This window comes from Streptomyces sp. NPDC021212 (genome assembly GCF_044332925.1).
Classification (GTDB): Bacteria; Actinomycetota; Actinomycetes; order Streptomycetales; family Streptomycetaceae; genus Streptomyces.
Genome location: NZ_JBIRPZ010000001.1, coordinates 210,250 through 224,678 on the forward strand (window position 1 = coordinate 210,250; position 14,429 = coordinate 224,678).

The 14,429-nt window shown below is 70.1% G+C and carries 12 protein-coding genes; 3 read left to right on the forward strand and 9 right to left on the reverse strand.

Going from position 1 to position 14,429, the window contains the following annotated elements; all coding sequences use genetic code 11:
• Positions 1-110: 110 nt before the first annotated feature.
• Positions 111-1,019: a LysR substrate-binding domain-containing protein gene (locus tag ACH4SI_RS01005; RefSeq protein WP_398291137.1), complete on the forward strand. Its 909-nt coding sequence runs from the start codon at positions 111-113 to the stop codon at positions 1,017-1,019.
• Between the two features lie 15 nt (positions 1,020-1,034).
• On the opposite strand, the gene ACH4SI_RS01010 is transcribed toward ACH4SI_RS01005, so the two are convergent.
• From ACH4SI_RS01010 to ACH4SI_RS01020, 3 genes are all read right to left on the reverse strand, one after another.
• Positions 1,035-1,535, reverse strand: coding sequence for an Lrp/AsnC family transcriptional regulator (locus ACH4SI_RS01010; protein WP_398291139.1), 501 nt, complete (start codon positions 1,533-1,535; stop codon positions 1,035-1,037).
• A 402-nt stretch (positions 1,536-1,937) separates the two neighbouring features.
• Complete coding sequence (locus ACH4SI_RS01015; RefSeq protein ID WP_398291141.1) at positions 1,938-3,548, reverse strand: multicopper oxidase family protein; 1,611 nt, start codon at positions 3,546-3,548, stop codon at positions 1,938-1,940.
• Positions 3,549-3,645: 97 nt separating this feature from the next.
• Positions 3,646-4,086, reverse strand: a complete 441-nt coding sequence (locus ACH4SI_RS01020) for a hypothetical protein (RefSeq protein ID WP_398291143.1) — start codon at positions 4,084-4,086, stop codon at positions 3,646-3,648.
• 181 nt (positions 4,087-4,267) lie between these two features.
• Between ACH4SI_RS01020 and ACH4SI_RS01025 the strand changes: the two genes are divergently transcribed.
• Positions 4,268-5,122 (forward strand): DUF5134 domain-containing protein, encoded by an 855-nt coding sequence (locus ACH4SI_RS01025; RefSeq protein ID WP_398291145.1) that lies wholly within the window; start codon positions 4,268-4,270, stop codon positions 5,120-5,122.
• Here ACH4SI_RS01025 and ACH4SI_RS01030 read toward each other — a convergent pair.
• Positions 5,106-5,906, reverse strand: a complete 801-nt coding sequence (locus ACH4SI_RS01030; protein WP_398291147.1) for an AraC family transcriptional regulator — start codon at positions 5,904-5,906, stop codon at positions 5,106-5,108. The two genes, ACH4SI_RS01025 and ACH4SI_RS01030, sit on opposite strands and share 17 nt — an antisense overlap.
• Before the next feature lie 85 nt (positions 5,907-5,991).
• Between ACH4SI_RS01030 and ACH4SI_RS01035 the strand changes: the two genes are divergently transcribed.
• Positions 5,992-7,449, forward strand: coding sequence for an MFS transporter (locus tag ACH4SI_RS01035; RefSeq protein WP_398291149.1), 1,458 nt, complete (start codon positions 5,992-5,994; stop codon positions 7,447-7,449).
• An 11-nt stretch (positions 7,450-7,460) separates the two neighbouring features.
• On the opposite strand, the gene ACH4SI_RS01040 is transcribed toward ACH4SI_RS01035, so the two are convergent.
• The 5 genes from ACH4SI_RS01040 to ACH4SI_RS01060 form a co-directional block, all read right to left on the reverse strand.
• Positions 7,461-9,038 (reverse strand): MFS transporter, encoded by a 1,578-nt coding sequence (locus tag ACH4SI_RS01040; RefSeq protein ID WP_398291151.1) that lies wholly within the window; start codon positions 9,036-9,038, stop codon positions 7,461-7,463.
• A gap of 125 nt (positions 9,039-9,163) precedes the next feature.
• Entirely contained in the window at positions 9,164-11,554 is a 2,391-nt protein-coding gene (locus tag ACH4SI_RS01045) for an acyl-CoA dehydrogenase family protein (protein ID WP_398291153.1), read from the reverse strand.
• Complete coding sequence (locus ACH4SI_RS01050) at positions 11,551-11,841, reverse strand: acyl carrier protein (RefSeq protein ID WP_398291155.1); 291 nt, start codon at positions 11,839-11,841, stop codon at positions 11,551-11,553. The genes ACH4SI_RS01045 and ACH4SI_RS01050 overlap by 4 nt, the downstream gene beginning before the upstream one ends.
• Positions 11,842-11,856: 15 nt before the next feature.
• Positions 11,857-13,593 carry an acyl-CoA dehydrogenase gene (locus ACH4SI_RS01055; protein WP_398291157.1) on the reverse strand — a complete coding sequence of 579 codons (1,737 nt, stop codon included), beginning with the start codon at positions 13,591-13,593 and terminating at the stop codon, positions 11,857-11,859.
• On the reverse strand, positions 13,590-14,426 hold the full coding sequence (locus ACH4SI_RS01060; RefSeq protein WP_398291159.1) for an acyl-CoA thioesterase: 837 nt from the start codon (positions 14,424-14,426) through the stop codon (positions 13,590-13,592). Before ACH4SI_RS01060 ends, ACH4SI_RS01055 begins: the two co-directional genes overlap by 4 nt.
• Positions 14,427-14,429: the final 3 nt, after the last annotated feature.

The following is a 14,429-nucleotide window of genomic DNA, read 5'->3' on the forward strand; positions in this document are numbered from 1 at the left end:
GGACAATTGCACGTTTTCGAGGGGGGTATTGCCCTGACGGCAACGGCTACGTCCGGTCGCTTCCCCGCCACCCTCGGTGGACGCGCTTCGCCGTGCAGTACATTCTCCCAATGCATCTCCTGCCCGTGTCGCTGCGCTACTTCCTCGAGGTCGCGCGCACCGGTTCGATCAGCGAGGCATCGGAGCGCCTGCACGTGGCCTCGTCGGCGATCAGCAGGCAGATCGCGAAGCTGGAGCAGGACGTCGGGGCGCCGCTGTTCGAGCGGCAGCCGCGGGGGATGGTGCTGTCGGAGGCGGGCGAGATCCTCACCGCCTACGCCCGGCGCAGCGCGCTCGAGGCCGAGCAGGTGCTCGCCGACGTGCACGGCGTCGAGGCCCTGCACCGCAGTACCGTCAAACTCGCGTGCTCCGAGGGTTTCGCGCGCGATTTCCTGCCGGCGGCTATCACCGCATTTCGGGAAAACTATCCGGGGGTGCGGTTCCGGCTGAATGTCACCGGTCCGGCTGCGGCGACGCGGCAGGTGATAGACGGCACGGTGGACCTGGCCGTCACTTATAGCCTCGGGCCGGAAGAGGGAATCAGGGTCGAGTATTCGCAGCAGCAGCCGATGTACGCGCTGATGCCCGACGAGCACCCGCTGGCGTACCGGGAGTACGTCGAGCTGGCGGACCTGCTGGAGTACCCGCTCGCGCTGATGGACGAGGGCACCACGGTGCGGCAGCTCTTCGACATCTGCGTCGCGCTGGAAGGGCTGAGCTTCGAGCCCGTGTTCGTCAGCAACTACTCGGGTGCGCTGCAGAGTTTCGCGCAGCTACGCGGTGGGGTCACCCTGGTCGGTCCGCTGACGGCGCGGCGGCGGCTCGGCGTCGACCGCCTGGCGATGGTTCCCATCCGCAACCCGGAGCTGAGCGGCCGGAGCATGCAGATCCAGTCGATGGCACGGCGCGCATTGCCCGCGGCGGTGCGGGCCTTCCTCTCGCACCTGATCGAAGAGATCGGTACTGACCCCCTCACCTAGGGCCCTTCTGACGGATCACCGCCCCGGTTGCCGACTGCCGCCCCGCGCGGCATGGCGCAGCAGCGGGGTGAGGCGGTGCGGCACCAGTTCGCGCATGGCCAGGGCCGTCGCGGTGCGCTCGATGCCGGGGATGGCGAGGATCTGTCCCGCGATCCGGTACAGGTCCTCAGCGTCCGCGGCGACCACCCGTACGAGCAGATCGGTCTCGCCACTGAGGCCGAAGACCTCCACGACCTCGGCGATGCCCGCCAGCGCCTCGGACACCTCGGCCAGCTGGTGCTGATTGACCTGCGCGGTGACGAACGCGGTGAGCGGGTGGCCCAGCGCGTTCGGGGTGATCCGGCGTTCGAAGGAGCCCAGCGCGCCACCCTGTTCCATCCTGGCCACCCGGGCCTGGACGGTGTTGCGGGACAGCCTCAGCTGCTCGGCCAGGGCGACGACGGTGGCCCGTGGATCGGTGGCCAGGGCGAGCAGGATCCGGGCGTCCGTGGCATCGAGGGTTCGTTCACTGGTCATGTGCTCGGTCGTCGCCTCTCCATTGGCCTGGGATGTGAGCAGAATGCTCCATCACATGGGCATATCTTGTGCAGGCGAAGAGCCGTAGGTCTACTGGCGGCGCACAACGCAAATCTGTCCAGGACATGGTCCCGATTGCGAGGGTGGTCTGTGGATCCGGAACACGCCCACCGCCTCCCTCGGCGTCACCCGATTCGGCCGGTCCGGCGCGCTCGAGGACGTCTACCGCTACCACCGCATCGCCACCGCCAGCATCGTCACCGCCGCGCTCGACCTTCTCGACTGAACTCCACTCCCTTCGAGGACGCGGCCTCGGCGCCTGTCCCCATCCGCCGGTCATCGCCGGCGGATGGGGACAGACGCCCGCGGCCTGGTGGACAGCCTCAGTCACGATCTCGCACGTCAGGCTTGATAGGCCACCAGCGCCATCATTCCGGCCTCCCCGTGGTAGGCGTTGTGGCAGTGCAGCATCCACCGGCCGGGGTTGTCGGCGTCGAAGAACACGGACAGCTTCTTCTTCGGCAGCACGATCGCGGTGTCCTTACGGGGTCCGGAACTCCCGAGCTGGTACGTGTGGCCGTGCAGATGCATCGGGTGCCACATGCCCGTGCGGTTCACGAAATCGAGCCGGACCCGCTGCCCTTCCTCGATCACGAGGGGCGCTGCCGTCGGATCGCTCATGTCGAACGGCTTGCCGTTGATGGCCCAGTTGTACTTCGTCATACCGCCGGTCAGGTCGACGCGGTGCACCCGGTCGACCTTCTTCGACGGCAGCCGGACGTCGTCCGCCGCGCGAAGCTGGGAGGCCGTCACGATCGTGCCGTTCAGTTCCTTCGGGCGGACGGTGGCCTTCGGGGCCCTGCCGGAGCCGGTGCGGACCAGGGCCATGCCGCTGGTGTTCTTCCCCTCGGCGAGCGCGACGAGCGGGAAGACGCCATCGGCGAGCGTGACCAGTACGTCGTAGCGCTCACCCATGCCGATCAGCAGGGCGTCGGTCTGCCGGTGCTCGACGGGGAAGCCGTCGGTGTGGGTGATGGTCATCTTGTGGCCGCCGAGCGCGACGCGGTAGGCGGTGTCGCCGCCCGCGTTGATGATCCGCAGGCGGATCCGCTTGCCGGGCTTGCCGGCATGGACGTCCGGGTCGGCCGGGACGCGGCCGTTGATCAGGTGGTACGGGTACTTCACGTCGCCGGCGTCCCCGCCGAGCAGAGCGCTGTCGGCGCCCATCAGCATGAACTTCATCGACATACCGTCGCCGGAGGCGGACGTGGGCGCGGACGGTGAGGCGTTCTTCCGGTCCTCGTCTCCGCTCATGTCCATGCCGCTCATGCCGCTCATGTCGTGGCCGCCCATGTCCATCCCGCCCATGCCCCGCCGCAGTTCGGCGAAGACCTCGTCGGGTGTACCGGTCACGCCGTCGACCCAGTCGTCCAGGACGACGACCCATTCGTCGTCGTAGGACAGTGGCTCCTTCGGGTCCTCCACGATCAGCGGCGCGTACAACCCGCGGTCGAGCTGGACACCGACGTGTGGGTGGAAGAAGTACGTACCGGGGGTCTCGGCGATGAAGCGGTAGGTGAAGGTGGATCCGGCCCGGACGGCGGTCTGGGTGGCCGGGGGGACGCCGTCCATGTCATTGCGCAACGCGAGGCCGTGCCAGTGGACGGACGTGGCCGTCTTGTGCGGTAGCTGATTGGAGAGCTCGGCGGCCACGGTGTCACCGGCCGACACCCGGACCTCCTTGCAGGGAGCCTGCCCGCCGAAGGCCCAGCTCTTGGCCATGACGCCGCCGCCGAGCTCCAGCATGGCGGGCGCCGCGGTCAGGGTCAGTTTGTGCACCTTGCCGGTACTGGTGCGCTTCTTCTCGGCGGCGGCCACGGCCGGGTCGGACGGCTTGACCAGGGCGGTGGCTCCGCCTGCGTCGCCGCCGGAGCCACCGCAGGCGGCGAGCGCGCCCGCGCCCGCGACGCCGAGCCCGGCCAGCAGGACGGAGCGCCGGTTGATGCTGTTCACGATGATGGTGTCCTCTTCTCGATGTGCCTTCTGTTCGGTCGCACGCGGGCACGGCTGATCGCGTACGCGGACGCGGAGATGCCGTGGAGGGGGCGGCCTACAGGAGCAGTCGAGAGAGAGCGGAAAGGTCGGGCGGCGCCCGACTCACCGTGCCGGGGACGAAGCGACCCGTCGGGGTGGCGTGGGTGTCGCCCTCGCGACCGCCCCAGGGCTCGCTCGGTGGCACGAACTTCACGGCGTCGACGCCTGCGGTCGAGCAGTGCTGCATGGCCGTGCCGGAACAGAGCCCACCGTCACCGTGCGCGGCCGGGGTGGAAGCCTGTGCGGTGTCGTTGTGCCCACCCCCGTCCGCGGCCGTCGTCGCCGAGGGCGCATGGGCCATGCGCGCCATCCCGGCCATGGCGGGGGCATGCACCGAGGAGGGGACCTCGTGGTGGAGGAGGACGGCGAGCGCGGCGAGCAGCGCGACAGCGGCGGCCCGCGTCCAGCGGACGGCGCCACCACGGGCGCGGTCCGGCCCGGATCCGGCTGTCGTCATGGCTTCCCTCCCTGCTCGCGGTGAGCGACCCCGCCAATATACCCGGTAGGGGTAAGGCTGAACGCTCTCCTAAGCTCCTACGTACTCAGGGGCTCAGCAGTCGATGCCGCACGAGGCACCGAAGGCCGCACTCGGACGATGAGGGAGAGCGACGATGGAGACTCTGAGCTGGTCCGTAGCGGTGGTCGCCGCGCTGGTGGCCGCCGTCAGTTTGGTCCGCCTGGTGACCACAAGGGGGGAGACTCGCTTCGCCGCGGGGGGCGAGGTGCTGATGGGCGCCTGTATGACTGCCATGGCCATGCCCGCAACGGCAGCCTGGTACGCCGGTCAGGGCATGTGGTGGGCAACGGTATTCGCCCTCTTGGGGCTCGGCGGCGTGATGATGGCCGTCAAACACGCGCGGGCGAGCGGCTGGAGCCACGGCCGCCACTGGGTGCACCTCATCGTCGGCAGCGCCGGCATGGTGATCATGACACTCGCCATGACGAGTACGCCCTCCGGGCCGGTGCTGGCGCTGGGCGGCTCATCCATGGCCGGGATGCCGGGCATGGAGAACATGCCCGGGATGGACTCGACGCAGGGCATGGAGGGCATGGAAGGCATGGAGGGGATGCAGGGCATGGGAGGGATGCACGGGGCGGACATGCCGGGCATGACCTCCGCGGCCGACTCCACCACCGCATCGTCTTCGGGCTCCTTCTGGCGTTACGTGATCGCGGCGCTCGCGGTGTACTTCCTGTTGTCCATCTGCGCCTCCGTCTGGGCCCGTGTCCGGGGAACGAACAGGGAGAAACTCCCCGCCGACCGCGACAGTGGCCGAAGCCGTACATGGGGGCGTTGGCTGCTCGCCATGCCGGACACGGTGGTGGTGTTCCTGGTGTCGCTGACCCTCTCGGTGTGGGACAAGGCCCGTGCGGTGGAGCGGGGAAGTCACGGCCGACGGCGCAGGCTCGGCGCGGCGCCGGACGCGGCACTGGCCGCTCATATCGGTATGGGCGGAACCATGGCCGCGATGATGCTCATGATGGTGGCGTGAAGGGAGCCGCGTCGAGCGACACGTCGCCGTCGAGGTAACGCCTCGGGGAGGTGCCCACGGTTCGGCGGAACGCGGTGAGGAAAGCGCTCGGGGTCGCGTATCCCACGGCGTGTGCGACACCGGACACGGGACGCCCCTCGGCGAGGAGGGCCAGCGCGGCGCGCAGCCGCACATGGGTGCGCCAGCGGTCGAAGCTCATGCCGGTGTCCTGGACGAACAGCCGGGTCAAGGTGCGTCGGCTCACCCCGACGGCCCGGGCATGCGCTTCGAGGCTCCGCCGGTCCGAGGGATCGGCGAGCAGCGCGCCGGCCACGGCCCGCACGCGGTCGTCGGCAGGTTGCGGTACGTCGATGGGCAGGGCCGGCAGCGGGCGGAGGAGGTCCGGCAGGACCGCCTCGGCGCGCAGCCGCGCATCATCGGCGAGGTCGTCCCGGCCGAGGTAGGTGATCAGGTGGGCGAGCATCCCGTCGACGCCGACGGGTGTGGGTTCCGCCCAGTGCAGACCGCATCGTGCCTGGTCGATGTAGACACTGCACAACACCGCCTCACGGGTGGCGCCGGACCGGTGCACGATTCCAGCGGGCACCCACAGCGCCCGGGTCGGCGGCAGCACCCAGTAGGTGTCGTCCACGGCCACGCCGAGCACACCGCGCCGTGTCCAGGCCAGCATGTGGTGTTCCGGATGGCTGTGCGCGGGGATCCACTCACCGGACGACAACGGGAACTTCCCCACGACGATCGCCCCGACACCCGCGGGGACGGCGCCGGAGACGGCCTCGGTCATGCGACACAGCGTATGGCCTCAACGCGATACGGCGTGGCCCCATTGCGGATAGTGGCCGACACAACCCGTGCATAGCGTCGCTCGTATGCCGATCAGTCATTCGCGCCGGAGGCGCCCGCGCACGACGGACACGCAGACCGCGCCGACGGCCGGGAGCCGTCGCGGACTCGCACTCGTCGTGCTGTGTTTCGTGCAGTTCATGCTCGTCCTGGACGACACCGTGGTGAACGTCGCCCTCCCCAGCGTCCGGGACGACCTCGGCTTCGGCGCCGCGGGCCTGGCCTGGGTCGTCAACGCCTACTTCCTCGCCTTCGGCGGACTGTTGTTGCTGTTCGGCCGCGCGGCCGACCTGCTGGGCCGCCGGCGCGTCTTTCTCGGCGGCGTGGCGCTGTTCGGCGCCGCGAGCCTCGTCTGCGGGCTCGCGGCGGAGCCCTGGCAGCTCGTCGCCGGGCGGTTCGTCCAGGGTGCGGGCGCGGCCATGGCCGGTCCGGCCTCGCTGTCCCTGATCACCCTCCTCTTCCCGGGAACCGAGGAGCGCGCCAAGGCGCTCGGCATCTGGGGTGGCATCGCGGCGCTGGGCGGCACGATGGGCCTGGTGATCTCCGGTGTGCTGACCGGTTTCACCTCCTGGCGCTGGATCTTCCTGATCAATCCGCCGGTGGCCGCACTGGCCCTCGTACTCCTTCCCGGACTGGTCGCCGAGAGCCGGGCCACCCGCCGGGCACGAGTGGACGTCCCCGGCACGGTTCTGGGCACCGGCGCCGTCGTGTCCCTGGTCTACGGCCTGCTCCAGGCCGGCGAATCGGGCTGGGACGACGTGACGTCCGTCGGACCGGTGCTCCTCGCCGTCGCCCTGGCCCTCGCGTTCCTGGTGGCCGAGTCACGTACGGCCGAGCCCCTGGTGCCGCTCGCGTTCCTGGCCCACCGCACCCGCGCCGTCGCCAATGCCACGACCCTGCTGTTCTCCGTAGCCATGTACGCGATGTCCTTCCTGCTGATGATCCACCTTCAGACCGTGCTGGGATACGGCCCCCTCACGGCCGGAATCGCCTATCTGCCCTACGGCGCCGGCATCCTCGCGGGCATGTGGCTCTCCTCCCGCGCCCTGACCGCACTCGGCGCGCGCCGGACCCTCATCGGATCGCTCCTGATCTGCTCCATCGGCCTGCTGCTGCTCTCCGGTGTGGCGCCGAGCGACGGCTACGCGTCCGGGGTGCTGCCCGGCATGCTCGTCACCAGCCTGGGCACCGGGCTGAGCCTGCCCACCCTCACCGTCACCGCCGTCGCGGGCACCACCGAGGAAAACGCGGGCCTCGGCTCTGCCGTCTTCGGTTCCGTCCAGCAGATCGGCGGGGCCGTGGGACTGGCGGTCCTGGTCGCCCTGGCCACGCGCCGCACCGAGGCCCTGACCGCGGAGGCGGGCCCCGTGCACGCCGCCACGGAGGGCTTCTCCCTCGCCCTCACCGTCGCGGCGGGCCTCCTCGCGCTCGGCGCCCTTCTCGTTGCCGCCCTGCTCGCCAAGGACGATCGCCCGGCTCCGTGAAGTCCGCCTGGCTACAGCGCGGTCACGCGGTCGCTGGTGGGGCGAACGACGGACGGTGCGCTGTGGTGGTGGAGATCCTTGGTGCGGATCATGAGGAAGCCGACGAGGGCGGCGATGAAGCCGAGGGCGGCGCAGACGTTCATGGCGCTGTGGAAGGCGTCCATGTAGGCGTCCTGTCCGGCGCTCAGTATCTGGTCGCGCATGGCGCCGCCGCCTTCTTGTGCCACCGCTTCCAGAGAGCCGGAGCTGATGGCTTCGGCGGCCCCGTCGGCCTTGTCGTGGCCGAGTTGTCCGCCGACTTCGGAGGTGGTGAAGCCGTCGGCGACGCGGTTCTGGAAGAAGGCGCCGACCCCCGCGATGCCGATGGCGATGCCGACTTGCTGGAAGGTTTCGTTGATGCCCGAGGCGACGCCGGATTTGGCGGGTTCGGCGACCTCGACGGCGAGGGCGGCGCGGGCGGGATTGAAGATGCCCATGCCGAATCCGGCGATGACGAACGCGGGGATGAGGACGGTCCAGGCGGAGTCGGCCTCGGTCGTGTTGAGGAAGAGCAGACCCGTGGCCATGACGGCAGGGGCGGTGCCGAGGAGGAAACGGAAGGGCACCTTGCCGATGAGGCTGCCGCTGATGGCGCCGGTGACGAACATGGCGATGGTCAGGGGCAGGAAGCGCAGGCCGGCTTCCCAGGCGTCCATACCGAGCATGTTCTGCAGGTAACCGGTCTCGAAGAAGATCGAGGGCAGGGCTCCGGCGTTACCGATCATGGCAACGAGGGAGATGCCGACGAAGGTGGGATTGCGGAAGAACGCGAGGTCGAACATGGCGCGTTCGCCCATGCGGCGTTCGATGGCCACGAAGAGCGCGAGGAAGGCGATGCTCACGGCGTAGAGAGTGAGGGTGAGGGCACTGGTCCAGCCTTCTTCGGGGGCGCGGATGGTGGCGAAGACCAGGGCGCCGAGGGCGATGCTGAAGGTGACCAGGCCGGGCCAGTCGGTGGGGTGAGCGCGGCGGTTCATCGACTCACGGACGCGGAACACGCCGATGAGGAGGGCGATGACCCCGATGGGAACGTTGAAGTAGAAGATCCAGCGCCAGGACAGGGAGCTGGTCAGGGAGCCGCCGATGAGGGGCCCGGTGGCGACGGCGAGGCCGACGGCGGCGCCGAAGACGGTGAAGGCGGTGGCGCGCTCCTTGCCGTGGAACTCGTGGCTCAGCATGGCGGGGCCCACGGCGAACATGATGGCGGCGCCGACGCCCTGGATCGCCCGGAAGACGCTCAGGGCGGTGGCGTCGCCGGCGAGACCGCAGGCCAATGAGGCGATGGTGAAGACCGCGAAGCCCACTTGGAAGACCTTCTTCCGACCGTGGCGATCGGCGAGTGAGCCCGCGGCCACCAGGAAGATCGCCAGCGTGAGCGCGTACGCGTCGAAGACCCACTGGAGGTCGGCGAAGCTGCTGCGCAGTGACTCCTGGATGTCAGGGAGTGCGACGGCCACCACGCTGAGGTCGAGCATCAGCATGAATGTGCCGAGCGCGACGATCCCGAGTGTCCACCACCTCGTGGGCGATGGCGCTCGATCTGCGGACATGCGAAGACTCTCCATTGCTGGGTTTCATGGGTGTTTCGGAAAGAGCGGCCGCGAGGGGCGGCCCGGGACGTGAGGCTCCGGGCCGCCGTGCTCACAGGCTCAAGGGCCGACCAGGGCCAATACGGCTACGGGCGACGCGCCGCGGTGAGGCGGATGCCGAGCACCGCGTCCTCCCACACCGTCCGGACGAGCCCCAGCCCCGCCTCCTTCAGCAGGGCCTCGACGCCCCCCTGTGCCGGCTCCGTCCTACCGGCGAGTTCGCGTTCGAGGCGCGCCGCCGCCGCACCGATCGGGCGCTTCGGCGGAAGGGGGGTCGGCAGGACGATCCAGCCGCCGGGCACCAAGGCCGCCGCGCAGGCGGCGACGGCCCGCCGCAGATCGGCGGTCGGCAGCCCGGCGGTCGGCAGCCACGCGAGGGCCAGTCCGTCGTCTTCCTCGAAACCATCGAGGTCGCAGGCCCGGGTCTCCACCCGGACATCAGCGGTCGCGTTCGGGGCCGTCTGCCGCGGCTCCAACGCGAGTACCGACGCGAAGGGGATGTTCCGCGCCAGTGCGGCCGCGGACCCGCCGCCGTCACCGGCCGCGCATCCCACCCGTGCGCCGGGAGCGACCAGCAGATCCGGCAGCCCTTCCAGCCTGCCGAGCGAGGAGTTGACCAGGACGTCGGCGAGCACCGGCGCCTCGTCACCGCATCCGGCCATCAGTTCGCGCCCCGCGGCCGGCTTCCCCGTTCGCAGTTGCGCGGCGCGGACCAGCGCGCGACGCAGCCGCGTGGCGAACGCCGAGGTACGAGGGCCGCCGAGGAGTGCCTGCTCCAGGCGCTGGTCAACGCTGTAGCGACCATGGGTGTCCGGGTGGACGAGTGAGGCACCGACCAAGAGCGTGAGGAGGTCGCGCGCGAAGTCCTCGGGCAGGTCCGCGGCCGCCTCCTTCACCGTGCACGGCCGCAGCAGCCGCGCCAGCAGACCCGTTTCCTGAGCGATGGCGCACGCCAGCCAGCTCCACGCCACCCGGGCCACGCCTTCGAGGCGTCCGGGGAACAGTCCCTCAGGCCCCCGGGGCATGGCGTCGGGAACTTGCCCGGACCGGACGGCCTCCGCCAGGGCGTGCGCGCGGTCGAGAAACGCGACCAGCTCGCCGTGCCGGCCCGGATCCGTGTCGGCCGACGCGAGCCCGGCCGCCGACACCACCGACCGCGCGGCCTCGGCGAACTCCCCGGCGGGATCCGACACGACGGCTTCGGCCGCGTGCAGGGCCCACCAGGAGTCCGCCAGCTTGGCCACGGAGAACTCGGCGGCATCCTCGCGTACGCGCTTGCCCTCCAGACCGACGATGGTGCGCTGCCCCAACTGCATGAGCAGCAGTTCCTGGGAGCCCTGACCACCGATCATCCCCAGTACGTTGCGCATGAAGCGCTCCCACGGGAAGGCGCTGATGTAGCCTTCACCGCCCTGGAGATTCATCACCAGCTGGCCGATGCGCACCGCGCTCTCGGCGGCGTGGTGCTTGGCGACGGTGGCGAACTCGTCGAAGAATTCGTCCCGGTCCGGTGCGCGGGTGCCGTCCAGCGCCCGGTGGACGGTTGCGCGGGATGCCTCGAGCAGCATGCGCATCTCGCCGATGGAGCGTTCGACGTTCGGGTAATCGAGTACGCGGCGCCCGCTGCGCCTGCGCGTGGACAGCGCCGCGACACAGTTTTCGATCACGCCCTGCAGCGCGCCGGTGATGCCACACGCGGTCATGATCCGGCGGCCGCGCGCGTACGTGTTGAACCTGCTGAGCGCGTCGGCATGCCACACCTGCCGCCACCCGGGCACCCGCACATCGTGCAGAACCACCTGGGCCAGGCCCATGGTGCGCAGCCCCATGGTTTCCAGCGGTATGACCGCGACGCCGGGGTCGTCCTTCTCGACCACGAACGCGAGGATGTCGTGGGAGACCTCGTCGCGGACGAACATGACGAACAGATCGGCGGGCAAACCACCGGTGACGAAGTGTTTGGTGCCGCTGAGCACCCACTCCTCGCCCTCGCGCCGTGCCGTGCACTCATAGTCGTAGGGGTCCTTGCTCTCGTAGGCGCCCAGCGCGACGAAGCGCCGGCCCGCGACGAGATCCGGGACATAAGCCTCGATGAGCTCCTGTCCGTCCCCGGACAGAAGCACCTCGGCGATCTCGACGGTGGTGTCGACGAGCACGGAGAAGCCGGGATCGAGTGAGAGCCGTGCGAGTTCCTCGACCACGACGCCCCACGCGAACTTGTCCCGCCCCGCGCCACCGACGTGGGGCGGCAGGGAGAACTGGAGCAGCCCGATCTCGGCCGCTCGCGCCAGGAGGCGCTTGTCGACCAGACGCCAGTCGCGTTCGCGGAAGTACGAGCCTGGGTTGACTGTCTCCTGTACGAAGCCTCCGAAGCGGCGCCGGGCCTCACTCCGGATCTGCTCGATCTCCGCCTCCAGCGTGCGGTGGCCCTGGCCGAAGGGGTGCGCCAGGTCGGCCTGCGGTGTTTCTGACGTCACGCTCCGGCCTCCTGTGCCGCGCTGGTCGCGGCCGCGGCGGCGTCGCGTTCCAGCTGGTGTACCAATTCCGAGAGCGTCTCCTCGCCGAGGAAACGCTCGAGTGAGATGAGGGCGCCGAAGCGCTCCTCGAGGTCCGCGGAGAGCTGAGCCGCGGTCAGCGAGTCCATACCGAGTTCGCCGAGCGGCCGGTCGAAGGGGATCTCCTGCTCATTCGTGCCGAGCAGTTCTGCGATCAGAGATGAAAGCCGGCTGCCGACGGGCTCGGTGATGCCGTGAGCGGTGGTCATGGCGTCCTCCTGGGTTCAGGCCGGCGTCGGCTCTCGGTGCTGCGGCGCGAGGCGCAGCGGGACGAGAGAGAACGCCTGGTCGTCGTCGTCGAGGTCTGCGAGTCGTCGCACCAGCTGCTCTTCCGCTTCCCAGTCGGGCTCGACGGGGGAGCCGAGCCGCGCCACCACGCGGCGCAGCGCCACCGAGAGCCAGGCTCGGTCCGTGGCCAGGCCGCCGAGGGCGTGCCGGCGTTGGATCCACGTGTGCAGACAGCAGGCACCCGCGTGTACCAGGCTGTGCCGGCGGGCCGCGTCATACGCCTCGGCCGTCCGCTGCGTGCCGAGCCTGCGGATGGTCTCCCGGGTCCGGTCGCGCGCCGTGCGCAGCAGGCGCGCGAGCGAGGCGAGTTCCGGGTCGTCGTGGAGGGCCCCGACGGCGTCATCAAGAAGGCCGGTCACCTCATCGACGCCGCCGTAGATGATCGACGGGCGATGGTCGCGAGGCGCGGGCGGTGGGGCGGGCTGCTCGCCGAAGCCGAACAGCATGGCCGGAGACAGTTCGGCGCGTGTCCCGCCGTCGCCGAATCGCCGTACGCCGCTGGCCAGTTGGGCACGGATGGTGTCCAGCTGGACCAGCTGTGTGCCCTCGAACACCGGGGTGATCGCGATGTCGCGCGCCAGCTTCTGGAAGGCGCCGTGTGCGATGCCCTCGCGCAGATAGGCGCGTGCGCTCAGGATCTCACCGCAGTCGTTCACGGCATCCACGCAGAAGGCCGGTACCACGTACTTGGCCACCGCGGACCACAGCGGCATCCGTTGCCGTGCCACGTCGAGCGCCCGGGCCGCGGCCAACTCGGTGCACTCGGCGACCAGTACGTCGGCGAAGGCACGCGCCAGCAGCGAGCGGATCGGCGCCATCTCGAGCGCCGGACTTCCGTACAGCACACGCGTCCGTGCGTGGCGCAGCGCGATCCGCAGAGCGGTGTCGGCGGCGCCCAGGCTGGTCCCACCGACCATCGTCCGGGTGAACTGGAGCATTCCGGCGACCATTTCGACGCCGCGTCCCTGTCTGCCGAGGACGGCATCGGCGCCGACCCGGCAGCCATCGAGGGTGAATCCGCTCAGGTCGTGCCCGCGCAGCCCGTGGGTGGGTACCTTCGGCAGTCGTTGCACCGCGTCGTCATCGACTGCGGCGAAGTCGACCAGGAACAACCCGAAGGATGGCTCGGACGCCGCGAGAACGGTGGCGAATGAGGACCTCCGGCCGTTGCCGACCAGCCACTTCTCCCCATTCAGCACATACCCGCCGGCGGTCGGGGCGGCGCGGGTGCCGGTGGCCAGCAGATCACTTCCGGCCGCCTTCTCGCTGATGGCGGCCGTGCCCCAGGCGCCGGACAGGATGAGCTCGGCGACTCTGCTCCGCTGTTCCTTGTCGCCCCACACCCATATCGGCATCGCGGCGAGCAGTGTGGATCCGAATCCGATCGTGACGGCCAGGTCCCGACGTGACGCTGCCCGCACCACGCCCAGCATGGACTCGAACGACACGAGCCGGCCACCTTCGGAGCCGGGCACGATGTGGTGGTGCAGGCCCGCTGCCCAGGCCGCCTCATAGGCGGCGGTGGGCTCCGCTTCGCGCTCGTCCGCGAGCATTCCGCCGGCCAGCGACATGCCGGTGCCGGGATCGAAGGGGCAGCCCAGTGCTTGCTCGAACTCCGCCGCCACGTCGCATGTGGAAAGTTGGGATGGCGGTGGGTTTTCCCCGTTGGTCATGTGCGCTCCACGATGATCGCGTACGGTCTGTCCGCCTCGTCGGCGGACTCCAGCGCGTGGACGAAGGCGATGCCCTCGCGGTGGCGGTAGACGGTGGTGCGGACCTGGAGCAGGTCCCACAGCTGGCCGGTCCGCAGCCACGTGGCGTCGATCCGGCGGATCCCGCCGGACAAGGCGTCACGCAGCTCCGGGATGTTCGTGCCGTGCCGCCGGACGAACTCTTCCCGTGCCCCTCCGGCGAAGCCGAGGGACTCGGCCCAGTACCACTGATCGGCCACCTCGCAGTGGTGGCGGTGGATACGGAAGCTCGGCAGATCCTCGGCGCTCGACGCCAGTAATTCACCGTCCCGTTCGAACTGCGCCCGCAAGGCGCGCACGGGGGACCGGTACGGCGTGCGCTCGACTTCGTCGTCGTGGAACGCGGTGACGAGTGAGCCGGGGAGTGTGGCCGGTGTGCCGGAGAGCGCCGAGTCACCGCTGAGTCGCAGCGGAACCGACGTGGCGCGCGTGCGCACCGCCACTCCCGCGGGGCCGGAGAGCGTCGTCTCGAACTCCAGCTGGGAGGCGCGTGGTCCGCGTATCCGGGCGGCGACATCGATGGTGACGGCGTCGGCGTCGTGGAACCGCAGCGGCTTCTCGTACTCCAGATGCCATGCCCACAGGACGAGTCCCACCCCGTGCTCCGACACCAGCCTGCGGTGACTGCACACGTGATCGCGCACCCAGCGGGTGCCGGCCTGGAATCCGAGTCTGCCGACGGTGGTGACCTGAAGCTGGGTGGGAGCGAACATGCCCGCGTCGAGTACGACTTCGTAGCTGGAAGTGCGCGGCATCGG